This is a genomic window from Rhodococcus sp. MTM3W5.2, from assembly GCF_001984015.1.
GTDB classification, from domain to species: Bacteria; Actinomycetota; Actinomycetes; order Mycobacteriales; family Mycobacteriaceae; genus Rhodococcus_G; species Rhodococcus_G oryzae.
Genome location: NZ_CP019572.1, coordinates 4,610,627 through 4,634,348, shown reverse-complemented (window position 1 = coordinate 4,634,348; position 23,722 = coordinate 4,610,627). Strand labels below are relative to the sequence as shown.

Annotated in this window: 22 protein-coding genes and 3 pseudogenes; 13 read left to right on the top strand and 12 right to left on the bottom strand. The window is 70.0% G+C overall.

Annotated features, from left to right (window positions below):
- Positions 1-60 precede the first annotated feature (60 nt).
- Positions 61-711 (top strand): response regulator, encoded by a 651-nt coding sequence (locus tag BTZ20_RS20990; RefSeq protein WP_027500880.1) that lies wholly within the window; start codon positions 61-63, stop codon positions 709-711.
- Here BTZ20_RS20990 and BTZ20_RS20985 read toward each other — a convergent pair.
- Positions 708-2,336: a GAF domain-containing protein gene (locus tag BTZ20_RS20985; RefSeq protein ID WP_077042686.1), complete on the bottom strand. Its 1,629-nt coding sequence runs from the start codon at positions 2,334-2,336 to the stop codon at positions 708-710. The genes BTZ20_RS20990 and BTZ20_RS20985 overlap by 4 nt on opposite strands.
- Before the next feature lie 81 nt (positions 2,337-2,417).
- Between BTZ20_RS20985 and BTZ20_RS20980 the strand changes: the two genes are divergently transcribed.
- Complete coding sequence (locus tag BTZ20_RS20980) at positions 2,418-3,056, top strand: Tat pathway signal protein (protein WP_077042685.1); 639 nt, start codon at positions 2,418-2,420, stop codon at positions 3,054-3,056.
- On the opposite strand, the gene BTZ20_RS20975 is transcribed toward BTZ20_RS20980, so the two are convergent.
- Positions 3,053-3,781, bottom strand: a complete 729-nt coding sequence (locus tag BTZ20_RS20975) for an SRPBCC domain-containing protein (RefSeq protein WP_077042684.1) — start codon at positions 3,779-3,781, stop codon at positions 3,053-3,055. The genes BTZ20_RS20980 and BTZ20_RS20975 overlap by 4 nt on opposite strands.
- Before the next feature lie 414 nt (positions 3,782-4,195).
- On the opposite strand from BTZ20_RS20975, the pseudogene BTZ20_RS29940 reads away from it, so the two are divergent.
- Positions 4,196-6,029: pseudogene (locus BTZ20_RS29940) on the top strand (1-deoxy-D-xylulose-5-phosphate synthase).
- Positions 6,022-6,570 carry an NUDIX hydrolase gene (locus BTZ20_RS20965; protein ID WP_077043875.1) on the top strand — a complete coding sequence of 183 codons (549 nt, stop codon included), beginning with the start codon at positions 6,022-6,024 and terminating at the stop codon, positions 6,568-6,570. Before BTZ20_RS29940 ends, BTZ20_RS20965 begins: the two are co-directional and overlap by 8 nt.
- A 6-nt stretch (positions 6,571-6,576) precedes the next feature.
- Here BTZ20_RS20965 and BTZ20_RS20960 read toward each other — a convergent pair whose 3' ends face one another.
- Complete coding sequence (locus tag BTZ20_RS20960; protein WP_077042683.1) at positions 6,577-7,212, bottom strand: alpha/beta fold hydrolase; 636 nt, start codon at positions 7,210-7,212, stop codon at positions 6,577-6,579.
- A gap of 166 nt (positions 7,213-7,378) precedes the next feature.
- Here BTZ20_RS20960 and BTZ20_RS20955 point away from each other — a divergent pair, with 166 nt between their 5' ends.
- The gene (locus tag BTZ20_RS20955; RefSeq protein ID WP_077042682.1) at positions 7,379-8,845 is read left to right on the top strand and encodes an APC family permease; all 1,467 of its coding nucleotides are present in this window, start codon (positions 7,379-7,381) and stop codon (positions 8,843-8,845) included.
- Between the two features lie 14 nt (positions 8,846-8,859).
- Positions 8,860-10,257: an FAD-binding oxidoreductase gene (locus tag BTZ20_RS20950; protein ID WP_077042681.1), complete on the top strand. Its 1,398-nt coding sequence runs from the start codon at positions 8,860-8,862 to the stop codon at positions 10,255-10,257.
- 31 nt (positions 10,258-10,288) lie between these two features.
- On the opposite strand, the pseudogene BTZ20_RS28515 reads toward BTZ20_RS20950, so the two are convergent.
- Positions 10,289-10,663 (bottom strand): annotated as a pseudogene (locus BTZ20_RS28515) (DUF4873 domain-containing protein); the annotation flags it as partial.
- A 386-nt stretch (positions 10,664-11,049) separates the two neighbouring features.
- Positions 11,050-11,946: an AurF N-oxygenase family protein gene (locus tag BTZ20_RS20940; protein ID WP_077042679.1), complete on the bottom strand. Its 897-nt coding sequence runs from the start codon at positions 11,944-11,946 to the stop codon at positions 11,050-11,052.
- Between the two features lie 181 nt (positions 11,947-12,127).
- Here BTZ20_RS20940 and BTZ20_RS20935 point away from each other — a divergent pair, with 181 nt between their 5' ends.
- Positions 12,128-12,757, top strand: coding sequence for a TetR/AcrR family transcriptional regulator (locus BTZ20_RS20935; protein WP_077042678.1), 630 nt, complete (start codon positions 12,128-12,130; stop codon positions 12,755-12,757).
- Positions 12,758-12,776: 19 nt separating this feature from the next.
- On the opposite strand, the gene BTZ20_RS20930 is transcribed toward BTZ20_RS20935, so the two are convergent.
- The 3 genes from BTZ20_RS20930 to BTZ20_RS20920 all read right to left on the bottom strand — a co-directional run bounded on the left by BTZ20_RS20930 (position 12,777) and on the right by BTZ20_RS20920 (position 14,440).
- On the bottom strand, positions 12,777-13,109 hold the full coding sequence (locus tag BTZ20_RS20930; RefSeq protein ID WP_027500871.1) for a cupin domain-containing protein: 333 nt from the start codon (positions 13,107-13,109) through the stop codon (positions 12,777-12,779).
- 87 nt (positions 13,110-13,196) lie between these two features.
- A complete protein-coding gene (locus BTZ20_RS20925; RefSeq protein ID WP_077042677.1) occupies positions 13,197-13,682 on the bottom strand; it encodes a dihydrofolate reductase in 486 nt (161 codons plus the stop codon).
- A complete protein-coding gene (locus BTZ20_RS20920) occupies positions 13,682-14,440 on the bottom strand; it encodes a thymidylate synthase (protein ID WP_262982616.1) in 759 nt (252 codons plus the stop codon). The genes BTZ20_RS20925 and BTZ20_RS20920 overlap by 1 nt, the downstream gene beginning before the upstream one ends.
- 122 nt (positions 14,441-14,562) lie before the next feature.
- Between BTZ20_RS20920 and cobF the strand changes: the two genes are divergently transcribed.
- Both cobF and BTZ20_RS20910 read left to right on the top strand, forming a co-directional pair.
- Positions 14,563-15,303 carry a precorrin-6A synthase (deacetylating) gene (cobF, locus tag BTZ20_RS20915; RefSeq protein ID WP_077042676.1) on the top strand — a complete coding sequence of 247 codons (741 nt, stop codon included), beginning with the start codon at positions 14,563-14,565 and terminating at the stop codon, positions 15,301-15,303.
- A 75-nt stretch (positions 15,304-15,378) separates the two neighbouring features.
- Entirely contained in the window at positions 15,379-16,257 is an 879-nt protein-coding gene (locus tag BTZ20_RS20910) for an Fpg/Nei family DNA glycosylase (RefSeq protein WP_077042675.1), read from the top strand.
- 13 nt (positions 16,258-16,270) lie between these two features.
- Here the strand turns inward: BTZ20_RS20910 and BTZ20_RS20905 are convergent, their stop codons facing one another.
- Together BTZ20_RS20905 and BTZ20_RS20900 are read right to left on the bottom strand one after the other, a co-directional pair.
- Positions 16,271-17,761 carry a carboxylesterase/lipase family protein gene (locus BTZ20_RS20905; protein WP_077042674.1) on the bottom strand — a complete coding sequence of 497 codons (1,491 nt, stop codon included), beginning with the start codon at positions 17,759-17,761 and terminating at the stop codon, positions 16,271-16,273.
- The gene (locus BTZ20_RS20900; protein WP_077042673.1) at positions 17,754-19,226 is read right to left on the bottom strand and encodes a dihydrolipoyl dehydrogenase family protein; all 1,473 of its coding nucleotides are present in this window, start codon (positions 19,224-19,226) and stop codon (positions 17,754-17,756) included. Before BTZ20_RS20900 ends, BTZ20_RS20905 begins: the two co-directional genes overlap by 8 nt.
- Before the next feature lie 152 nt (positions 19,227-19,378).
- Between BTZ20_RS20900 and BTZ20_RS20895 the strand changes: the two genes are divergently transcribed.
- Both BTZ20_RS20895 and BTZ20_RS20890 read left to right on the top strand, forming a co-directional pair.
- The gene (locus tag BTZ20_RS20895) at positions 19,379-19,855 is read left to right on the top strand and encodes a nuclear transport factor 2 family protein (RefSeq protein WP_077042672.1); all 477 of its coding nucleotides are present in this window, start codon (positions 19,379-19,381) and stop codon (positions 19,853-19,855) included.
- A gap of 32 nt (positions 19,856-19,887) precedes the next feature.
- The gene (locus BTZ20_RS20890) at positions 19,888-20,622 is read left to right on the top strand and encodes a Clp protease N-terminal domain-containing protein (RefSeq protein ID WP_189636522.1); all 735 of its coding nucleotides are present in this window, start codon (positions 19,888-19,890) and stop codon (positions 20,620-20,622) included.
- A 22-nt stretch (positions 20,623-20,644) separates the two neighbouring features.
- Here the strand turns inward: BTZ20_RS20890 and BTZ20_RS29560 are convergent, their stop codons facing one another.
- Positions 20,645-21,265 (bottom strand): class I SAM-dependent methyltransferase, encoded by a 621-nt coding sequence (locus BTZ20_RS29560; protein WP_317616104.1) that lies wholly within the window; start codon positions 21,263-21,265, stop codon positions 20,645-20,647.
- Positions 21,266-21,313: 48 nt separating this feature from the next.
- Positions 21,314-22,246 (bottom strand): annotated as a pseudogene (locus BTZ20_RS29555) (NAD(P)/FAD-dependent oxidoreductase); the annotation flags it as partial.
- A gap of 94 nt (positions 22,247-22,340) precedes the next feature.
- On the opposite strand from BTZ20_RS29555, the gene BTZ20_RS20880 reads away from it, so the two are divergent.
- Entirely contained in the window at positions 22,341-22,925 is a 585-nt protein-coding gene (locus BTZ20_RS20880; protein WP_077042670.1) for a helix-turn-helix domain-containing protein, read from the top strand.
- A gap of 28 nt (positions 22,926-22,953) precedes the next feature.
- Positions 22,954-23,718: an SDR family oxidoreductase gene (locus BTZ20_RS20875; protein ID WP_077042669.1), complete on the top strand. Its 765-nt coding sequence runs from the start codon at positions 22,954-22,956 to the stop codon at positions 23,716-23,718.
- Positions 23,719-23,722 lie beyond the last annotated feature (4 nt).

Here is a 23,722-nt window from a genome sequence, read left to right as displayed (position 1 = left end):
TCCCGGGGCCGGGCGGACCGGGCTAGGGCCGAAGGTCCCCGATGTGCTGGGATCGATGCCATGAGCATGCGGATCTTCCTGGTCGACGACCACGAGATCGTCCGCCGCGGTCTGGTGGACCTGCTCGCGGGCGTCCCAGACTTCACCGTCGTCGGCGAGGCGGCCTCGGTGGGTGAGGCGCTGGTGGCGGTGCCGAAGGCGGAGGTCGACGTCGCGGTCCTCGACGTCCGGTTGCCCGACGGCAGTGGCGTCGAGCTGTGCCGGGACCTGCGCTCGGCGCAGCCGGACCTGCGCTGCCTGATGCTCACCTCCTACTCGGACGACGAGGCGCTGTTCGACGCGGTGATGGCGGGTGCCTCGGGGTACCTGCTCAAGCAGATCCTCGGCACGGACCTGGTCGCGGCCATCCGGACGGTCGGCGCAGGCGGCTCCCTGATCGACGCCGACGCCACCGCGGCGGTGCTGGGCCGGATCCGCGCGCAACGCGATCAGGGCGCCGCGGTGTCCGGGCTGTCGGAGCAGGAGCGGGCCGTGTTCGAGCTCATCGGTGAGGGGCTGACGAACCGGGAGATCGGGGGGCGCCTGTTCCTGGCCGAGAAGACGGTGAAGAACTACGTGTCAAGGATTCTCGCGAAGCTCGGCATGCAGCGCCGGACCCAGGCCGCGGTGCTGGCCACCGAGCTGCGGGGCAGGCCGGGACGGGACCGCTAGCCGGGCACGCCCATCGGTACCCGCCAGGTCAGGACGGTTCCGCCGCCGACGGCCGCGGTCACCTCACACCGACCGGCGCACGTGGCCGCGCGACGGTCCAGGTTGGCCAGTCCGCTTCGTGGCTCGTCGCCGGACATGCCGATCCCGTCATCGGTGATCGCGATCGTGAATTCTTTTGCGGCGGTGATGGATACGGCTATCGATGAGGCGCTCGCATGTCGCCTGGCGTTGCTCAGTCCCTCCCGTAACACCGCCTCGGCGTGCGGGTGGACCGGCGCCGGGACCAGGGTGTCGATCGGCCCCGAGAACTGGACCGTGGGGGTGATCGCGGACTGCGGGGTGACCTCGCCGATCACGTCGAGCAGCCGCCTGCGCAGACTCGCAGGGGCGGCGGTGTCGCCGGTCTGTAGGTCGAAGATGGTGGTGCGGATCTCCCGCACGGTCCGGTCGAGCTGCTCGACGGACCTGGCCAGCACCTCGCCATCGGGCGCGGGCAAGGCGATGCTCTGCAGGCTCATGCCGGTGGCGAACAGGCGCTGGATGACGTTGTCGTGCAGGTCCCTGGCGATGCGGTCGCGGTCGGCGAGGACGTCGAGCAGTCGCTGCTGACGTTGCCGGTGCGCGAACTCCAGCGCGACCGCCGCCAGATCCGCCATCGAGGCCAGCCTGCTGAGCTCGTCGGCCTCCCAGGCGTCGGCGCCCGTTCTCAGGGTCACCACCAGCGCGCCCTGGATGTGCTGCGGCCCGGACACGGGGAGGGCCGCAGCCGGGCCCGCACCCGAGGCGGGCTCGGCGAGCTGGGCCCGGCCGGTCCGGAGCGCCTCCTCGACCGGCGTGCCTGCGAGCTCGGCCACCGCGTCGCCGCGCCGGTGGTCGGTGGTGGCCGCGACGATCGCGGTGCCGGACGAGGCATCGAGCAGTGTGACCGCCTCCGCCGAGGTCAGCTCCCGGACCCGGCGCACCAGCAGGTCGAGGGTCTCCGGGACGGACCCGCCGATCAGCAGGCTCGAGTTGATCGCCGCCACCGCGCGCAGCCAGCGTTCCCTGGTACGGGACTCCTCGAACAACCGCGCGTTGTCGACGGCGAGCGCGGCGGACTCGGCGAGCACGGTGAGGATCACTTCGTCCTCGTCGGTGAACTCAGGCGCGTCCCGCTTCTCGGTGAGGTAGATGCTGCCGAACGCCCGGCCCCGGACGATGATCGGGACGCCGAGGAAGCTGCTCATCGGCGGGTGGTTCGGCGGGAACCCGACCGAGGCCGCGTGCCGGTCGAGTTCGCGGATGCGAACGGGCCGGGGGTCGTCGATGAGCAGTCCGAGCAGCCCACGGCCCTCGGGCAGGTGTCCCATCGTCGCTCGTTCTCCCGCGTCGATCCCCTCGTAGACGAACTCCGACAGCCCGCCGCCGGGTGCCCGGACCCCGAGTGCGCCGTACCGGGCGCCGAGGAGCTGGGTGGCCGCCTGCACGATCCGCTGCAGGGTGGGGTCGAGTTCGAGCCCCGCCCCCACCACGAGGGTCGCGCGGAGTAGATCGCGCAGTTTCTCGGGCGACGTGACGACCTCGCTGAGCCGTTCGTGGACGTCGCTGAGCAGGGCATTCAGGCCGTCGGCTGGAATTTCGACCATGAGCCGCAGCGTAGTCGCTGTAACGGAAACAGACCGGTTCCGATGCTTTTGATAGCTAACCCTTCGGTAAAAGGAGCCTCAATGAAGCAGCGATTCACCGTCCGCCGCCGGATTGCCGTGGCCCTCACGTCCGCAGCAGCCGCGACCGCTCTCTTCACCGGGACGGCCGCCGCCGCACCCGCCGCCCAGCCCGCCGACCCCGGCGCGGCCGCCTCCGGGCTGCGCGCCGCCGCCGCGGGCAACGCCGACGCGGAGGCGGCGATCGAGCGGCTGATCGCCTCGCCACAGGACGTGGCGAAGGGTCTCGGCAAGCCCGTCCTCACCCTGCCAGGGCAGATCTTCCCGGTGCCCGCGTACTCCGACACCGGACAGGGCGGCGAGGTCCTCGGCCAGCTCTACGGCTCGGGGGTGGCCACCAACATGAACAACGAGTTCCGCTTCGGCTTCTTCGGCGGACCGGGGAGCATCGCCGACAATCAGACGGGCGCCGAACTGAACGTCGTCTGGTACAGCCTTGCCAACGGAACGAGCGGCATCACCCGGCTCGATCAGAACAACAAGGTCGTCCCCACCGTCATCTCGACCGCACCGCTGAACGTCGGCAAGGGCATGGTCGTCGGCGCGGTCTACGGCTCGCTCTGGCACAAGGTCGGCCCGAAGCCGGAGGACGTCGTCAAGAGCACCATCTGGATGCCGAGCATGGGCATGGTGATGAGCTAGCAGCAGGTCCCGGGACTCTCCCTGGTCTCCCACCAGTGGGTCCACCGGTCAGCGAGAGACTCGAACTCCTCGGCGCCCCGGCCGTAGCCGCTCAGGATGATCTGGGCGCCGCCGCCGGGGCGCTGCTCGTTCTGCGGCTGGATCGCGAGGATCAGGAGTCCAGGGCCGAGGGCGTCCACGGTCAGCCCGAGCTGCTTGGGCGCGCGGAACCACACAGTGCCGCTGAGGGCATCACCGGTCGCGACGAGGGCGGTGTAGGCAGATCCGGGCGGTCCGGTTATCGCCGCCACGCCCAGCAATTCCATCGCGGTGGCCCCCGAGGTCGGGCCGTCGAGGTACAGGGTGTGCCGTTCGGCGAGATCGTGCCGCTCGAGCGCGAACTTCAGTTGCTGGAGGAACGTCGTCCAGCCCTCGGTGACGTCCTCGTACCAGTCGTCCCACTCCGGGTGGGAACCCTTGGCGGGTCGGGTGATCCGTACGACGGTGCCCTCGGCGGCGGGCCTCAGGGTGAACCGGTCGCCGCCCTGGAACGTCAGCGTCAGCGCCTCGGCATCCGCGTCGGCGCCGTCGATGTAGATCTCACGGATCTCGTCGTCGAGCCCGCCGGGAACTTCGTATTCCCAGCCGTGCCAGCGCCGGATGAGTGCGGGATCGCGCAACGCCCGCCACACGCGTTCCGGCACGGCCGCGATGGTGGTCTCGATGACGATCTCGGGTTCGGTCATGGTCTCGATTTTGCTGCATCGAGCGCGTCGGGACCAGGCCGAACCGGCAGAAGATGTTGAAGATCAAATGATTTCGTGGGCCGGGATGTGCTTCCAGAGCAGTCGTGTCCCACGCGATAGGTGTGCAATCGGGGAATCTCTGAAATAGGGTCATGCCAGGCCGTCGGGTGAGTCGGCCGCCTGCCGGGGGTGTGGGCAGGCAGCGAGCGGGCACATGCGTACTGAAGGAAATGTGAGAACACTTCGATTCAGGGGGCGTTGCGATGACCACCAGTTCAGTTCTGTCCGGAGTGCTCGTACGAGACCTGGATTCGAGGCTGGGCCGCTGAGGTGGCCGTCGTCGGCTTGTCGGCCGGCGTGTCGGCGCCAGCTCGGACCACCGCGGTGGATGCGGGTGATCTCGGTGCATGGCCGTTGCTCGCGACGCTCACCGGTCCGGCTGATATCCGGGGCCTCGATCCCGATGAGGTCGCCGAGCTGTGCGCGCAGATCCGGGACTTCCTGATCCAGAAGGTGTGCGCCACCGGCGGGCATCTCGGCGGGAACCTGGGGGTCGTCGAGCTGACCGTTGCCCTGCACCGGGCCTTCGACTCGCCGCGCGACGTCCTGATCTTCGACACCGGACACCAGACCTATGTCCACAAGATCCTGACCGGCCGCGGTGCCGACTTCGGCGGGCTGCGCCAGGAGGGCGGACTGTCGGGCTATCCGAGCAGGGGTGAATCGGCGCACGACACTGTGGAGAACTCCCACGCCTCGACCGCGCTCTCCTACGCCGATGGACTGGCCAAGGCCTTCCAGCTGCGGGGCGAGGAGGGGCGCCGGGTCGTCGCGGTGATCGGGGACGGCGGGATGACCGGCGGCCTCGCATGGGAAGGACTCAACAACCTGTCCGTCCCGGGATCGGGCAGGCCCGTGGTGGTGGTGCTCAACGACAACGGTCGCTCCTATGACGCCACGATCGGCGGCCTGGCGGCGCACCTGGCCGCGCTGCGGAGAACTCGCCCCGAGGACGCCTCTGCCACCGGACCGTCGGCTGCTCCCCGATGGGTCGCGAACACCGTGTTCGAGCACTTCGGTCTCGCCTACATCGGGCCCGTCGACGGCCACGACGTGGCGGCCCTCGAGTCCGCGTTCGACCATGCCTGCTCGCTCGGACGGCCGGTCCTCGTGCACGTCGTCACAGCCAAGGGCAGGGCTACGGGCCTGCGGAATCAGACGACGCCGACCGGATGCACGGCATCGGGGTGCTCGATCCCGCGACGGGTACCGCCGCGGCGCCGGGGAAGCCAACGTGGACAGATGTTTTCGGCGACGAGATCGTGCGGATCGGCGAGCGTCGTCCCGACGTGGTCTGCGTGACCGCTGCGATGACGAACCCGGTCGGGCTCGGCCCTTCGCCCGGTCGTTCCCCGACCGGGTCTTCGACGTGGGAATCGCCGAACAGCATGCCGTCTGCTCGGCCGCGGGCCTGGCGATGGGTGGACTGCACCCCGTGGTGTGCCTCTACGCCACCTTCCTCAACCGGGCCTTCGACCAGGTGCTGATGGACGTCGCGCTGCAGCGGCAGCCGGTCACCTTCGTGCTGGACCGGGCCGGCATCACCGGTCCCGACGGCGCCTCCCACCACGGCATGTGGGACACCGGGATCCTGAGCGTGGTGCCGGGGCTGCGCGTCGCGGCGCCGCGGGATCCCGCCTCCCTGCGCGAGCTCCTCGACGAGGCCATCGCCGACGATCGTGGGCCGACGGTGATCCGCTATCCGAAAGCGACTGCGGGGATCGATATCCCGGCGATCGCCCGGGTGGACGGTCTGGACATCGTGTACTCGTCTGGGACGGCGTCGCGGGAGGTGTTGCTGGTCGCCGCCGGAGCGATGGCCGGTCCGTGCCTCGACGCCGCCGCACTCCTGCACGGCTCCGGGATCGAAGTCACGGTGGTGGATCCGCGCTGGATCACCCCGATCAGCCCGGCCCTGATCGAGCTGGCCGCGCGTCACCGCATCGTCGTCACGGTCGAGGATGCCGCCCGCTCCGGGGGCATGGGGGCACTTCTCGTGGAGGCCTGCGCCGACGCAGACGTGACGACGCCCGTTCTGCCACTCGGCCTCCCACGTGCCTTCATCGATCACGGCGGGCGCGGGGACCTGCTGGCCCAGCACGGGCTCACGGCAGAGCGGATCGCGGCCGCCGCGGCGCGACTGTTCGCGCGGCCCTCGGGTGAGGCCGGTGATCCCGCGCATGAGTGAGCGCACCGAACTGCGGTCAAGGGACGAGGTGCTGGCGATCTTCGATGACGCGGGCCGCGAGATCGGCACCGCGCCCAGGTCGCGGGTGTTCGCGGAAGGACTGTGGCTGGCCAGCGCGGGGGTACTGCTGAGGTCCCTCGACGGCAGGTGGATCTACGTGCACCGCCGCTCGCACAACAAGGAGGTGTTCGGGGGATTGCACGACTGCATCGCGGGCGGTGGAGTCGACCCGGGGGAGAGCCCCGAGCAGACCGCCCGCCGCGAGCTGGGGGAGGAACTGGGGGTCACCGGCGTCGGACTGTCGCCTCTGGCTCGGATCTCCTGGGACGGGAGCTGGGCCGGCCGACCGCTGCGGTGCCACCTCCATGCGTTCGTGGGGGAGTACGACGGGCCGATCCGGCACCAGGACAAGGAGATCGCCGACGGCGGGTGGTGGACCGAGGCGAGCCTTCGGCGACGCATCGCGGACCCGTCGTGGCCGTTCGCGCCGCACAGTCGGGCCCTGCTCGGTGCCTCGCTCGGGTGGGCGACGGGTCGCTAGGTCGGCTCAGAATCCGAACAGCTCGGCGGCGGCCTCGACCGCCAGCGGCGCGGCCGTGCTCTTGTCAGGGGCGAGATCGTGTCCGGTGCCCTCGACCAGGACCAGTCGTGTCGGCGTCGGCACCAATTCGAGGGCAGCGCGCATCTCGTCGGGGGTCCCGAACGGGTCCCGGGTGCCGTGCACGAAAACGCAGGGAACGCGCAGGTCCGGGAGGTGGGCGGTCCTCGCCTTCTCCGGCTTTCCCGGCGGGTGCAGCGGGTACGAGAACAGCACCAGTCCGTCGCAGGATTCGGGATGCTCCGCAGCGAGCATGGTGGACTGACGGCCGCCGTAGGAGTGCCCGCCGAGAATCACTGGGCCCGAGCAGAGTTCGCGCACCGCAGTCGCGGCTGCCGCGATGCCCTCGCGATCGCCATCCGCGGTGGACGGGCTCGGCGGGCCCTTCGGCCTGCGCTGGCGGAACGGCAGGTCGTAGCGGAGGACGAGCAGCCCGTGCTCCGCGAATTCCGTTGCCGCCCGCTGCAGCATCTTGGCGTCGCGGTTGCCGCCTGCGCCGTGTGCGAGCAGAAGGGCGCCGGTCGGATCCCCTGCGGGCCGATGGAGAACGCCGCTCACGCCCTCGCGTTCGAACAGATCGGTCATGACCTCGACGCTATCGCGACTCGGACCAGAGTGTTTAGGAGCCCGAACCAACGCAGACATCCGTACGCGATCGGAGGACGATGAAACAGACCGGTCTCGCTCTGACCTCCCGGAGACCTGTCACGACAACTCCCGCGGGTTTCCGACGGAAGACGGGGTGGCTGCGATGGTCGAAGCTACGGCGGGCGCGGCGGACGCCGAGAGTTCCGTCGAGAGTGGTGGCTACCACCAGGAACTGAAGCGGACCCTCGGTTCCTTTCAGGTGTTCGCGATCTCGTTCGCGTTCATCTCGGTGGCTGTCGGCATCTTCGGGACCTACGACGACGTGCTGCTGAACGCGGGGCCGGTCGGGATCTGGCTCTGGGTGATGGCGGTGGTCGGGCAGATCCTGGTGGCCCTGGTGTATGCGCAGTTCGCGGCACGCATCCCGCTCAGCGGCTCCACCTACCAGTGGGCCTCCCGCCTGGCCAACCCGAAGATCGGCTGGGGGTTCGGGTGGCTGACCGTCTGCTACCTGTCGTTCGGTGTCGTGGCTACCGACAATGCCCTTGCCAGCCAGGCGTTCATGCCGCTCTTCGGCATGGCGCCGGACGAAGACACCGCGCGCGTGATCACGCTGGTGATGATGCTCGTCCAGGCATTGCTCGTGGTGTTCTCCACGCGCATCGTCGCGATGATCAACGCGAGCGCGGTGGGGCTCGAGCTGGTGATCGTCGTGGTGCTGGCGATCGCGCTCATCGTCGCCGTCCTGATCACGGGTGACGGCGGGGCGGGCAACCTCACCTCGCGCGGTGTCACCGAGAACGCACCCGACTACTTCGCCGTCGGCGGCGGGCTGATGGCCGCGATGATCATGGGCCTGGCGACGCTCGTCGGCTTCGACGCGGCGGCGAACCTTGCCGAGGAAGCCAAGGATCCCTTCCGCAGCGTCCCGCGCGCGATCGTGGGATCGGTGGTGGCAGCCGGGGCGCTGGGAATGGTGTTCCTGATCGCGCTCACCGTCGCGATCGACGACATCCCCCGGATCAGCAAGAGCGAGTCGCCGGTCGCCGCGATCATGCGCGATCAGCTCGGTCCCGTGATGGAGCGAACACTCCTGGTCGCGATCACGTTCGCCTTCTTCGCCGCCGGGATGGTGACGATGGCCGCGTGTTCGCGCATCGTCTTCGCCATGGCGCGCGACTCCCGGTTCCCGGCGTACCGCGTGATGCGGCGAATCAACCCGCGCACGCAGACCCCGATCCAGGCGACGATCCTGATCCTCGTCGTCGGGGTCGTCCTGATGGTCGCGCTTCCTGGCGATGCGCTGCTGAAGCTGATCGTGGCTGGGACGCTCCTCACGGCCATCGTCTACGCAGCGACCGTTGTCCTCTACCTTGCGGTGCGCAAGCGGTTGGACCGCAAGGAGGGCGGATTCAATCTCGGGCGGTTCGAACTGCCCGTCGCGGTCGGGGCGCTGGTGTGGATGGCGGTCGTGCTGTTCGTGCTGATTTCCCCGGGGGAGGCGTTCGTCCCCGTCCTGATCGTGGGGGGTCTGCTCGTATTGGGCGGGCTGTTCTTCCTCGCCATGTGGTTCTTCGACCGCGAGGTTCTCGAGACCGAGCCAGGCGATATCAGCGTCTACAAGCATTGACCGGAGGTGACCGAGTGAGTGCTATCGCCAGGCTGACAGGTGAGGTGGTGCGTCCTGGCGATCCGGGCTACGAGGCGGCGCGGGTCGGCTGGAACCGCCTGTACTCCCGCTATCCCGAGGCGATCGTGTTCTGCTGCGACGCGCACGAGGTGGTCGATGCGGTCGAGTGGGCTCGGGAGGAGGGCATCGCCCTGCGCGCCAGGAGCGGCCGCCACAGCCTCGAGGGCTGGTCCTCGCTCGACGGCGGCCTGGTCGTCGACGTCAGCCGGATGAAGGACGTCGAGATCGACGAGACGGCGCGCACGGCGACCGTGGGGACGGGGCTCACCCAGGCGGAGGTGGTCGCGGCGCTCGGGCAGCGCGGATATGTCGTCCCTACCGGCTCCGAGGGCGGTGTCGGCCTCGGCGGCGTGATCCTGGGCGGCGGTTTCGGATTGCTCACCCGCCGCATGGGAATGGCCAGCGACAACCTGCTCGCCGCCGAGGTCGTGGTGGCCGACGGCGCGCGCTCGGCGAAGATGGTCGAGGCCACCGAGACCACCAACTCCGACCTGCTCTGGGCATGCCGCGGCGGGGGCGGCGGCAACTTCGGGATCGCGACGTCCTACACGCTGAGGCTGCACGAGCTATCCGATGTCACCTTCCTGATCGCCAGGTGGACCGGGCACGCCGAGTTGGGCGCGCTGCTGCGCACGTGGCAGCGGGATGCGCCGGTCGCCGACGAGCGGCTGACCAGCGCGCTCGAGATCGATTCCATCGCGGTCGAGCTCTCCGCGTTGCTCTACGACGGCTCGCGCGGGGAGCTGACCGACCAGCTGCGCTCGCTGCTGACGATCGGCGACCCCGAGGTGACGGTCATGGAGGACGCCTGGCCCGCGGTGTACGGCAGCGTCGACAGGGGTCCGGACGACGTGGCCAACTGGAAGTTCTACTCCCACTTCATCACCCGTCCGTTCCCCGACGAGGCGATCGATCTGGTCGTCCGCTACATGGCCGACACGCCCAGCGCGCCGAGCAACTTCTTCTGCTCGAGCTTCGGTGGTGCCGTGCGGCACGCCCCGCCCGGCGGGTCGGCGTTCCCGCACCGCGACGCGCTGTTCTACTGCGAGCCGGGCGCGGCCTGGAACGATCCGGAGCTGAACTCGAAGGCTCTCGGCTGGGCGGCCGGCTTCTGGCGCGCGCTGCGCCCGTTCAGCGACGGTGCCTACGTCAACGTGCCCAACGCCTCCGCATCGGATTGGGAGCGCGACTATTACGGTCCCAACCGCGAGCGCCTGCGGCAGGTCAAGGCCGCCTATGACCCGGAGAACGTGTTCCGTTTCGAACAGAGCGTGCCCCCGCGCCCTGCTGAGGGCGGACCTCCACGATCTCGACCGGTTCGAGCGGGAACGGGGGAGCGCCGACCCCGGTGATCCGGTAGTTGCCCCATGGGTCCTGTTCGGCCAGCGTCGCGGGCGTCTCGGGTCCGCCGGGGATGGTGAGGTGCATCGCGGATCGGCCCCGCTGCTTGAGCTCAGTCAGTTCGTCGCCCGCGATCCGGCCGTACCAGTGGTAGTTCCCGTCGAGTGGTTCGAAATGGCCGCTCAGATGCACCTGCACCGACAGGGTGACCTCGTCGGTCGTCAGCGCCGCGGCCCCGGCGTAGGCGTCGTCGTCCTCGCGTTCGTCGACATTGCTGAGTTCGAAGGCGTTCCGCTGGGGGCCGCGCACGGCGCGCGGCTTCCACAGGGACCGTGCGGGCGTGCGGTGGATGATCCGGTTGAACTCCCGTTGGGCCCCCGCGCGCAGCTCGATCCGGGTCGCCTCCTCGGTCGCCATCATCGTCAGGCAGGTGCGGATGTGACGGGACTCGTCCGCGGCGTGCCGGTCGGTGACGAGGAAGAGGTTGGGGAAGCCGGTGTGCGCGATGCCGAGATAGGCCGCCTGCTCGCCGCGCATAGCATCCTCGAGGCTCACCCCGCCCCTGCCCGCGATCGAGATGGTGGTTCCCGGACCTGCCACCAGGATCCGCGGGTGGTGGATCTCGCCCGACTCGGTCCGCACCCGCCATCGGTCGGTCGCCTCGTCGAAGTCGCAGGAGACCGGCCCCGGCCGGCCGGACAGGTCGAGGACCAGGTGGCCGTGTCGTCCGGAGCCCTCGAGAGCGCGCGCGATGCCCGGTCCCGCGGATCCGGCGCCGACGACCAGGATCCCGGTCTCGGGCATCACAGGAAGCCGCCGCGCCGCCACATCGCCCGGGAGCTCGCCCGCATCAGCCCGTTCTCCTCCAGGAACGCGGCGAGCGATTCGAAGCCGCGGCGCTGGTTCTCCCGGAAGTAGGGGTTCGCCAGTGCCTGCCTGCGGGCCTCCTTGGGGTCGAGCCCGGCCCGCGAATACATCACCGGGTTGGTGAACAACCGCTGGAACAGCGGACCACCGATGCCCTGCACCGTTCCGACCCACAGCTGCTCGATCCGATGGCTCTGCGCCACCCGGCGGCGCACGCCCTCGCGCGCGAAGCGGATGTGCCGCGATTCCTCGGTGACGTGGATCTTCATCAGTCGCGAGATCATCGGCTGCAGCTGCGGGTCGTCGAGTACGCGGCGCTGGGTGGCGTCGAAGATCTCCTCGCCGATCAGGGCGGCCACCCACAGCATGGTGCCGCGGAACGTCTTGGGTAGGAGGTTCACCACCAGGGCCTGGTGTCGTCGTAGCTGGTAGGGCTTGGCGCCCATCCGCTCGATCGCCCGGCCGAACATGGTCATGTGCCTGCACTCGTCGCCCATCTCGGTGAGCACGTACCGGGTGTGCAGCGAGGCCGGGTCGTTGTGCAGCAACGCCCGCAGCAGGGCCTGGTTGAGGATGTTCTCGAACCAGATTCCGACGCTGAGGATGTTCGCGGATTCTTGCCTGGAGAGCTCGATCCGCTGCGCCTCGGTCATCGATTCCCACAGTGGCGTCCCGTAGAGGGACAGCACGTGCGGGGGCAGGAAGTACTTGTCCTCCTCGAGTGGCGCGTCCCAGTCGATGTCCACGACGGGGGCGTACGAGCGTTTGACCGAGCCCTTGAGCAGTCGATCCGCGACCGTCTCCCGGTCGAGCGGTGTGGCGGCCTGCGACATGGCTGTCCTCCGTGACTGATCACTGTGTGGTGCCGGGTATTTCGCGTGCACGTTTTCGTTCTCTGTAAAAACGTAAACCGCTCGACGAGTGAGGTCAATAGATACCTGTGAACCGAATTCACATTCTTTTGGGCTCCTGGCGTCGGCGTCGTCCGAGGCGGCCGCGCCATAGAATCGGCCGGTGAGGCCTTCAGTGAGACCAGTGGATCCGGACGCGATCCGGGAGCAGATCCTGGACGCGGCGAAGGAGTGCGTCATCGAACTGGGGTACACCTCCCGCCTGCACGCGGCCATCGCGCAACGCGCGGGACTGTCGCGGCCCACCGTCTACAAGTACGTCGGGGATCAGGACGCGATCTTCGGCGCCCTGTTCCAGCGGGAGATCACCCAATTCTTCGTCGTGCTCGATCCGGTGTTGCGGGGACAAGAACGGGACCTGCGGGTCGGGTTCGTCGACGCGATCGTGTTCGCCGTCCAGTACGCGCGTGCGCACCCGCTGCTGCAGAAGGGCCTGCACGACGATCCGCAGGTGGTGCTGCCCTGGTTCACGGTGCAGGCCAAGCCCTTCGTCGAGCTCGGTGCGGACCTGCTGACCCCGCACTTCCAGCGGCTGTTCACCCCCGAGCAGCTCGCGGAGGTCAGCCCGAAGGCGATCTCCGAGTGGGCCTTTCGGATCATCGGGTCGCTGATCGTCACCGAAGGCATCGTGGACATCACGCAGGAGCAGTCGCTGCGCGAGTTCGTCAGCTCGCTGCTGTCGATCGCGTTCATCCCCGCGCCGGATCCGGAGTTGGTGCGCGGCGCTGGGTGATTCCCGCTCGGCCTGGCCGCTACTTGGGCACGGCCACCGTCAGCAGGAACGCGACGTCCTCGAGTGCCTCGACGCTGTGCCGGGCCGCAGGGATGACCAGCATGTCGCCGGTCGAGCCCTTCCATGAGTCCTCGCCGCTGATCAGCGCGAGCTTGCCGCTGAGCACCAGCAGTGTGGCCTCGCCGGGGCTGTCGTGCTCGGCCATCACTTCGCCCGCGCTCAGTCCGACGACCGTCTGCCGGAGGCTGCGCTGATGGCCCCCGTAGATGGTCTGCGAGCTGCGCCCGCTGGTGGCCGCGGCGGCCAGCTTGAGCTGCTGCCGGGCGACGGCTGTCAATGACTTCTTGTCCATGAAGCGCCTCTCCTTGGGCTTGGGGAAAGACCTGCCCTTGGAGTATGACGCACCACCCCACCCATCGGGCGTTACTGACGGAACCGATCAGCCGCGGATGTAGGTGCGGAACCGGAACCGCAGTCCGTCCCGCTCCGAGGTCAGCCAGTCGCCGGTCGTCGCGGGCGTCCAGTCCTCGCCGATGCTCGGCGCGTAGGCGTCGCCCTCGGTGTCCAGGTCCACCTCGGTCACGAACAGTCGGTCGGCGAACGGCATTGCCGCGGTGTATATTTCACCGCCGCCCATCACCCAGGTCTCGCCGGGTCCCGCCAGCGCGATGGCGGACTCGACCGAGTGCGCGGCCTCGGCGCCTTCGGCCCGCCAGTCCGGGTCGCGGGTCACCACAATGTTGCGCCTGTCCGTGAGTGGCCGGAACCTGGGTGGCAGCGAGTCCCAGGTCTTTCGGCCCATCACCACGGGGTGCCCCGAGGTGACGTCCTTGAAGTAGGCCATGTCCTCGGGAATCCGCCACGGGATCGCGCCGTCGCGGCCGATGACGCCTGCCGGGTTCTGCGCCCAGATCAGTCCGAGCACTAGATCGCCACCGGTGCCTTGATGGCGGGGTGATGGCGGTAGTCGACGATCTCGATGTCCTCGAACTCGTAGTCGAAGATGGAATCGCGGGGCGCGAGCACGAGCTTCGGGTACTCGTACGGCTCGCGGCCGAGCTGCTCGGTGACCTGGTCCACGTGGTTGTCGTAGATGTGGCAGTCACCGCCGGTCCAGATGAACTCGCCCACCTCGAGGCCGGTCTGCGCGGCGACCATGTGGGTGAGCAACGCATAGCTCGCGATGTTGAACGGCACGCCGAGGAACAGATCCGCGCTGCGCTGGTACAGCTGGCAGCTGAGCCTGCCGTCGGCGACGTAGAACTGGAAGAAGGCGTGGCACGGCGCGAGCGCCATCTGCGGGATCTCGCCCACGTTCCACGCCGAGACGATCATCCGCCGTGAGTCGGGATCGGTCTTGAGGGTCTCGATGACCTGGGCGATCTGGTCGATGTGCTCGCCGCTGGGCGTGGGCCAGTTCCGCCACTGCACGCCGTACACCGGGCCGAGCTCGCCCTCGGGGGAGGCCCACTCGTCCCAGATCGTGACGCCGCGGTCCTGCAGCCACTTCACGTTCGACTCGCCGCGCAGGAACCAGAGCAGCTCGTAGACGATGGACTTGAGGTGCACCTTCTTGGTGGTGATCAGCGGGAAGCCCTCGGACAGGTCGAACCGCATCTGGTGGCCGAATACACTGCGCGTGCCCGTGCCGGTGCGGTCCGCCTTCGGGGTACCGGTCTCCATGACGAGTCGCAGCAGGTCTTCGTAGGGCGTGTGCACGGCCGCCAGTTTAGGCGGCTCCGCCACCCGTGAGTCCTTTCGGCCCGCGGGGGACCGGAAAGACTCACGGGCGATAGCCTGCCGTCATGCGTGAACTCCTCGTGATCGGCATCGGCGCCGGCGACCCCGACCAGGTGACCGTGCAGGCGATCAAGGCGATGAACCGCGCCGAGGTGTTCTTCGTCATCGGCAAGGGCGCCGAGAAACAGGACCTCGTCGACCTGCGCACCGGCATCCTCGACGAGCACATGCGCGGCGACTATCGGATCGTCGATATCGTCGACCCGCCGCGCGACCGGACCCCCGCGGACTACGGCACCGTGGTCGACGACTGGCACGACCGGCGGGCCGCGATCTTCGAGGAGCGGTTCGGTGCCGTCGAGGGCGTCGGCGCGATCCTGGTGTGGGGTGATCCGTCGCTCTACGACAGCACCCTGCGGATCGTCGAGCGGGTGCTCGCCCGGGGCATCGAGACGTTCGAGTACTCGGTGATCCCCGGCGTCACGAGTGTGCAGTCGCTGGCCGCGCAGCACCGCATCGTGCTCAACCGGATCGGCGAGCCCGTGCACATCACGACCGGCCGACGCCTGCGCGACGGCCTCCCCGAGGGCGTGCGGGACGCCGTGGTGATGCTCGACGCCGACTGCAGCTTCACCGAGGTGCCAGGCGACGACGTGCAGATCTGGTGGGGCGCGTACCTGGGCACCGGCGACGAGGTGCTGATCTCCGGGAATCTGCGTGAGGTCGAGGCCGAGATCATCCGCGTGCGGGCCGAGCTGCGCGAGCGCAAGGGCTGGATCATGGACACCTACCTGCTGAGGCGCTGACGCGCCCGTGCGCGGTTGACGAGTCCCTGGACTCATTAAGCGCGCACGGGCGGCGAAGCCGCCTACCCTGGTCTCATGCCCGAACTGCCCGAGGTAGAGGCCCTGGCACAGTTCCTGCGCACGCATGCCGTCGGCTCGGTGGTGGGCCGGATCGACATCGCGGCGCTGAGCGTGCTCAAGACATTCGACCCGCCGATCACCGACCTGCAGGGCAAAGACGTCGTCGGCGCCGCCCGGTTCGGCAAGCACCTGGGGATCCGGTGCGGCGACGAGGACGGGCTGTGGCTGATCACGCACCTCTCCCGCGCCGGCTGGCTGCGCTGGGCCGACAACCCGAGCGCGACGCCGCCGAAGCCAGGCGGCAAGAGCCCGCTGGCGTTGCGGGTGCACCTGTTCACCCCCGACGGCGGGACCCCCGCCTTCGACCTCACCGAGGCGGGCACCAAGAAGCGGCTCGCGGTCTGGGTGGTGCGCACCCCCGCCGAGGTGCCGGGGATCGCGAAGCTCGGGCCCGACGCGCTCGACATCACCGAGCCGGCCTTCGCCGAGCTGCTGGGCAAGAGCTCGCAGCGGATCAAGACCGTGCTCACGGACCAGTCCGTGCTGGCCGGGATCGGCAACGCGTATTCCGACGAGATCCTGCACCTGGCCAAGCTGTCGCCGTTCGCCACCGCGAACAAGCTGACCGCCGAGGAGGTGGCCACCCTGCACGCGGCGATGCGGGCGGAGCTGACCGACGCCGTGGACCGCTCGGTTGGCCAGGACGCCGCGCGGCTCAAGGGTGAGAAGCGCTCCGGGTTGCGGGTGCACGCCAGGACCGGCATGCCCTGCCCGGTGTGCGGCGACACCGTCCGTGAGGTGTCCTTCGCGGAGCGGTCATTTCAGTACTGCGCGACCTGCCAGACCGGCGGCAAGATCCTCGCCGACCGGCGACTGTCGAGGTTGCTGAAATAGGTTCGCCGCTCCCTCAGCGCCGGTGCCGGTACCCGATCCATGCCCGGCGGAGGTCGCCCTGCGGGTCGTGCTCGATCCGCGCCGTGGTGTCGATGATCAGCGTCTCGCGCCGCGCCACCGTGTAGGCGGGCCAGGTGGACCGGGGCGCCCCGTACCGCGCGAAATGCAACCAGTGCGACTGCATGATGGCCGTGGCCTCCCGCAGTCCACGGCGCCCGCCCAGCGCGGTGGCCGCCCGGCCGAGCATCCGATCGCCGTCGCCGAATACCGCGAGTAGCTCGGTCGCGTGGGTGGCGCCGAAGCCGGTGACGTTCAGCAGCCGTGGGGCGAAGTCGTAGCGATAGCCGAAGGTCGGTGCTGTGGCCGTGTGTGCCTGCGCGACCAGGATCGACGGCTCCCAGAAGGTGGCGTCACCGCCGATCCGCACGGCGGCCCTGCGATCCGGGTAGCCCGGGTAGGCAGCCAGGATGCGGGCCTTTAGCTCGGGGGCCGTCTCCGAGAACATCTTCTCGATCCGGACCGGGTCGGTAGGGATGATGTCGAGGAACCGCGGGAACATCGTGCCCTCACGGGCATTGGTGCCGATGATCAGCGGGACGGCATGCGCGAGGCCCTCGGCGAACGCGTCGAGTGGGTGTCGCGGCAGGAGGTCGCCGTCGACGAGCGGGGCGAACGCCCTGGTGCCGGGCGCCTCGTCGGCGCCGCGCGCTGTGAGGGCGTCGCCCGCGCGGACCAGGGCGTCGGGGTCGGCGGTGGTGAGCGCGAGGGCCGGATCGTCGGCGGCGCCCAGGATCTCGAGGAATTCGGCCGCCCAGGCCTTGGCGCGGCCGGGTCCGTACGCGGAGGCGGCGGGCGGGCTCTGCGCGATGGCGCGGGCGAACAGGCCCTCGGCCGCGGGTACGCACATCAGGGTGGTCACCGCGTTGGCTCCTGAGGATTCCCCGAACAGCGTGACGTTGTCCGGATCGCCGCCGAACGCGGCGATGTTGCGGCGCACCCACCGCAGCGCCGCGAGTTGATCGCGCAGACCGAGGTTGGAATCGAAAGTTCTCTCGGGGGTGGAGTATTCGCTGAAGTCGAGATAGCCGAGCGCGCCGAGCCGGTAGTTCAGCGACACGTACACGATGTCGCCACGCCGGACCAGCGTGTCGCCCCGGTAGAGCCCGGTGGCCGTGGATCCGCCGCTGTACGCGCCGCCGTGGATGAACACCATCACGGGCCGCGGGGTGGAACTCCGCGCGGCGGGCGCGAGCACGTTCATGGTCAGGCAGTCCTCGTCGGTGCGGGTCCCGAGCCGCTCGGCTCGCCCGGACTGGGGAGCGGCCGGGCCGAAGTCCAGCGCGTCGCGCACCCCTGGCCACGGCGCGACAGGCTGCGGGGCCCGCAGCCGGAGGTCGCCCACCGGTGGTGCGGCGTAGGGGATCGCGCGCCAGGACCTGAGCCCGTCGTGTTCCCGGCCGCGGACCAGACCCGCGTCGGTGGCGACGGTCAACGGGTCAGCCACGCCGGGCCTCGAGCAGCCTCAGCCATACCTCGCTGACCGTCGGGTACGACGGCACCGCGTGCCACAGTGACTCCATCGGCACCGCGCCGACCACCGCGACGGTGGCCGCGTGGACCAACTCCGCCACCTCGGTTCCCGCGAAGGTCGCGCCAACGAGGGTGTCGGTGCCGCGATCGATCACCAGCTTCGCCCGACCGGCGAAATCGTCTCGCGCCAGCGATGATCCGGCCACCGCGATATCGATCTCGACGGTCTCGACATCGATGCCGTCCGCGCGGGCCGCGCGCTCGGTCCGCCCGACGGACGCGACCTCGGGGGAGGTGAACACCACCTGTGGCACCTGGGCGTGGTCCGCACTCGCGGTGAACCTCGCCCCGTCCAACGCGCGGCCCTCCGCCCGGGCGGAGATCACGTCGCCGCACACCCGACCCTGGTACTTGCCCATGTGTGTGAGCGCCGCGCGGCCGTTGACGTCGCCGACGGCGTAGAGCCACTCGCCGGGCACGCCTAGTACGGCGAGGTGGTCGTCGGTGGGCGTGCGCCCGTCCGTCAGTCCCACCGAGGCGAGGCCGAGACCGGAGGTGGCGGGGTGGCGTCCGGCCGCGACGATCACCTCGTCGACGGTGATCTCGCCCCGTTCCCGGCCGTCGAGGGTGATGGTCACAGGTCCGCCGTGGATCCGGCCAACACCGGTGTCGCGCGGCTGCTCGCGGCGCACGGCGCCGGGGCTGGTGCCGAACAGCACGGTGGCACCCGACGCCCGCAGGGACTCGGTGACGAGGTCGCCCGCGAACGGCTCGGCGGACGCGAGCAGTGCTGATCCGCGGACGATCACGGTCAGCTCGCGTACCCCGAGGGCCAGCAGCCACGTCGCGCATTCGGTGGCGACCACCCCGCCGCCGATGATGGCGACCCGTTCGGGCACCTCCCGAAGGTTGGTGGCGTCCCTGGAGATCCACGGCAGCGCCTCGCGCAGCCCCGGCACGGGCGGTATCGAGGCGAGGGTGCCGGTGGCGAGCACCACCGCGTGCCGCGCCCGCAATGTTCGGGTCGGGGGATCGCCGTGGCCGCCTGTCGAGAGTTCGACGGTGCGTTCGCCGGTGAGGGCGGCGGACCCGTGGATCACGTCGACGCCGACCGACGCGGCCCACTGCCGCTGGCCGGAATCGTCGTGGTGACTGGTGAATTCGTCGCGACGGGTGAACACGGCGCGGCGGTCCAGTGTCGCCTCGCCGATGGTCTCGCGAACGCCGGGCATGGCGCGGCCCGCCGCCAGCACCTCGGCGGGACGCAGCAGGGCCTTGCTGGGCATGCAGGCCCAGTAGGAGCATTCGCCGCCCAGCAGTTCGTGTTCGATGATCGCGGCGCTCCGATCCGAACCGGCGACGGCATAGGCGGCGGCGTTCTCGCCCGCCGGCCCACCGCCGATCACGATGACGTCGTACTCGTCCGTCGATGTGGCCATGGTTCCCACCGTAGAGCGGTCAGCGGCGGCGGGCGAGACATTCGCGCGGCGGCGCATCACGGTTCCGCAATGCTTGCGCTGCGCATTTCGACCGGCCGATACTCCAAGGTGGGACTTCCGTTCGCGAGACACCCTCGGGCAGGAGGGGCGTTATGAGCACCGAACCCGGCGCCGCCGCCGCTGACCATGCGGCGACGGTCGGCGCCCTCTACGCCGCGTTCGCGCGTGGCGACATCCGTGCGGTTCTCGGCATGCTCGCCGAGGACGTGCGCTGGGAGGACTGGGCCGACAACTTCGCGCAACGCGCCGACGTGCCGTGGCTGCGTCGGCGGGGCGGCCGCGAGGGCGCGGCCGAGTTCTTCGGGATCGTGGGCGGATTCGACATCGGCGAGTTCGCGGTCCTGTCGATCATGGCGGGCGAGAGCCAGGTGGCCGCGGAGATCAGCATCGACGCCGTGGTTCCTGGCGGGGGCCACTACCGCGACGAGGAGCTGCACCTGTGGTCCTTCGACGGGACAGGGAAGATCTCGCGGATGCGGCACTACGTGGACACCGCGAAGCACATCGCGGCCGCGGGCGGCGTCGACACCACGGCGCGTGTGGTGAACGGATCGTCAACCGAGGGTTGACGGCTCGGGGAATGTCAACCTAGGGTTGACGCATGGCGAATCCGACGAAGATGACGAACCCCGTCCGCCTCGACGACCTGATCGAGGGAATCAAGAAGGCGCACACCGATGCGCTCGACCAACTGTCCGACGCGGTCATCGCGGCCGATCACCTCGGGGAGGTGGCCGACCACCTGATCGGGCACTTCGTCGACCAGGCCCGCCGGTCCGGGGCGTCCTGGAAGGACATCGGCGCCAGCATGGGCGTCAGCAAGCAGGCCGCGCAGAAGCGCTTCGTGCCGAAGGGCGAATCGCCGGACCTGGATCCGAGTCAGGGCTTCAGCCGGTTCACCCCCCGGGCCAAGAACGTGGTGATGGCGGCGCAGAACGAGGCCCGCGCCGCGGGCAACGACCAGATCTGTCCCGCGCACCTGGTCCTCGGCCTGCTCACCGAGCCCGAGGGCCTCGCCGCGGTGCAGATCGTCGCCCAGGGCGTCGCGCTCGAGGCGACCCGTGCCGCCGCGACGGCGTCCCTGCCCGCGCCTGCAGGGGAGCTGCCCGAACTCATCCCCTTCGATGCGCAGGCCAAGAAGGCCCTCGAACTCACCTTCCGCGCGGCACTCCGATTGGGGCACAACTACATCGGCACCGAGCACATCCTGCTCGCCCTGCTCGAACTCGAGGACGGCTCGGGCGTGCTCACCGGCCTCGGCCTCGACAGGGCGACCATCGAGGCCGAGGTCGGCGCAGCGGTGGCCGCGATGGCCGCCGCAGCCGAGCGGGAGTGATCGCCGGATAGCGGGCGACGGGTCAGGCGCGCCTGCGGGCGCGCAGGACCGCGTCGTGGATGGTGACCTCCCGGCCGTCGGGATCCGTCGCCGTGCGTGCCCGTGCCTCGGCTGCCACGATGTCCCACTGGTCGGGGTCGAGCGAGCCCGCGAGCTCCTCCGCGGTGAAGAACAGCTCCGGCACCGGTGGCCGCGGCACGGTGGTCTGCAGGTCGGACGGGTGATGCCCGACGATGAGCAGGCTCCCGCCCGGCGCGACGGCCGCCGCCAGCCGGGCATACAGGACACCGCGCTGCGGCTCCGGCAGGTGCATGAAGTGTGCGGTGACGAGGTCGAAGAGACCCTCGAGCGGCTCGGCCGTCAGGTCGGCGTGCACCCAGTTCAGCCGGTGCACCACGTCCGCGCCGAGGGCCTCGGCGCGCGCGGCCGCCCGCTGCAGCGCGGTGGTCGAGAAGTCCACCGCGGTCACCCGCCAGCCCCTTTCGGCCAGCCAATGTGCGTCGGCCCCCTCGCCCGCGCCGACCTCGAGTGCGGTGCCCGGCGTCAGCTCGGCGGCCTCGGCCACGAGGTGGGGATTCGGGCTACCGCTCCAGATCCCGGACCTCGAGCGGTATCGCTCCTCCCATGCCCGCTCGTCGAACATGCTCATCGGGCCGCCAGGCGCCGGATCCTCCGAGTGCGCGTTGGCGGTCACCGCGAGGCGGGTGTCCTCCGCGATGAGGTCGGCATTGATGGCCGCGCCCGCGTTCAGCCCGGCGGCGGCCGCCACGATCACCTGGGCCTTGAGGTCGGAGACGTTGCCCGCCGCCCACACCCCCTTGACCGCGGTGGCGCCCATCGGATCTGCGGGGACGTAGCTGCCGATCACGTGCCCGGCCATCGTCTGCTCGGTGGGCTCGAGGCCGAGTTCACGCAGGAATCCGGCGCGGGCCTCGAAGCGCGGGGCGACCACGATCGCGTCGCGCGACACGAGCTCGCCGGTGCGCAGGCGGACCCCGGTGAACCGGTCGTCGTCGACCTCCAGGCCGGCGACCTCGCCGCGGACGACCACGATGCCGCGGGCGTCGAACTGCTCGAGTTCCTCGGCACTGGGCTCGGCCGCGGTGTGCAGGAACACGGTGATGTCCGCGCTCCACTGCCGCCACATCAGCGCCTGGTGCGCGGCCATCGGGCCGGTCGCAAGGATCCCGATCGCCCGGTCGCGGACCTCCCAGCCGTGGCAGTACGGGCAGTGCAGCACCTCGCGCCCCCAGCGCTCGGCGACGCCCGGCACGTCCGGCAGCTCGTCCACCAGGCCCGTGGCCACCAGCAGCCTGCGGGCCGACACGGCCACGCCGTCGGCGAGTTCCACGCGGAAGCCGTCGTCCACGGCCCGAGCCGAGGACACGGTGCCGCTGACGAACTCGGCGCCGTATCCCCGCGCCTCTGCCCTGCCCGCCGTCAGCAGCTCGGCGGGTGGGGTGCCCTCGCGAGTCAGGTAATTGTGCGCGTGTGCCGCGGGGGCATTGCGTGGCTCGCCCGCATCGACCACCAATACCGAGCGCCGCGCGCGGGTCAGGGCCACCGCCCCGCTGAGCCCGGCAGCACCGCCTCCGACGATCACCACGTCGTACTTCTGCTCCACCGTCGTCTCCTCCGTTCGTTCGCCTCGTCCTTGCACTGTCCGTCCCTCGGGAGGATTCCCGCAAGCTGCGTTGCGAAAGTGGCAAAATGGGTGCATGGCCGACGACCCGCACGCGCTCGACGACGTTCTCGACGCGGTCGGACCGCGACTGCGGGCGATTCGCAAGCAGCGGGGCGCGACGCTGGCGCAGCTCGCCGAGAGCACCGGGATCTCGGTGAGCACCCTCTCGCGGCTCGAATCCGGGCAGCGCAGGCCGACACTCGAATTGCTGCTCCCGCTGGCCCGCGCGCACCAGCTGCCCCTTGACGAGCTCGTCGACGCACCCGCGACCGGCGACCCGCGGATCCACCCCCGCCCGATCAGCCGCAACGGCGTCACGATCATCCCGCTGACCCGCAGGCCGGGCGGGATCCAGGCCTTCAAGCACGTCTTCCCTCCTGGCACTCCGTCCGTGGAGCCCCGGCTGTTGACGCACGAGGGCTACGAGTGGCTCTACGTCCTGTCCGGTCGGGTGCGGATGGTGCTCGGCGAGCACGACGTGATCCTGATGCCGGGCGAGGTGGCGGAGTTCGACACCCGCGTCCCGCACTGGTTCGGCAACCCCGGGCCAGAGCCCGCGGAGATCCTGAGCCTGTTCGGGCCGCAGGGCGAGCGGGCGCACGTGCGCACCCGGCGATGACCCCGACGCGGCGCTAGGCTCATCCGCTGTGACCTCCACGGCGAAGACGCGAACCACGATCCTGATCACCGGCGCCAGTTCCGGGCTGGGCGCGGAGATGGCGCGCCAGTTCGCTTCCAAGGGGCGCGATCTCGCGCTGTGTGCCCGCCGCATCGATCGGCTCGAGGAACTGCGCGCGGAACTTCTCGCCGCGCACCCGTCGATCAGGGTCGCGGTCCGGACCCTCGACGTCAACGATCACCGCGCGGTGTCCCGCGTGTTCGGCGAACTCGACGATGAGCTGGGCGGGCTCGATCGGATTGTCGTCAACGCCGGGCTGGGCAAGGGCGCGCCGATCGGCACCGGCAAGCCCGAGGCGAATCTGGAGACCGCGCAGACGAACTTCCTCGGTGCGCTCGCACAGGCGGAGGCCGCGATGGAGTTGTTCCGCTCCCGCGGCGCAGGCCATCTGGTGCTGGTGTCCTCGATGAGCGCGGTGCGCGGACTGCCGAAGGCGCAGACCGCCTACTCGGCGAGCAAGGCGGCGGTGTCCGCGATCGGGGAGGGGCTCGCCGCGGAACTCTCGCGCAGCCCGATCGCCGTCACCACCATCCTGCCCGGCTACATCCGGACCCCGATCAACGAGAAGGTGGCCAAGACACCGCTGATGGCGGACACCGTCGCAGGCGTGCGGTCGATGGTGAAGGCGATCGAGCGGGAGCCGCGGCGGGCCGTCGTCCCGGGCTGGCCGTGGCGCCCGATCGACCTGGCGTTGCGGGTTCTGCCTCAGCGGCTGACCGGCCGGTTCCTGTGATCGC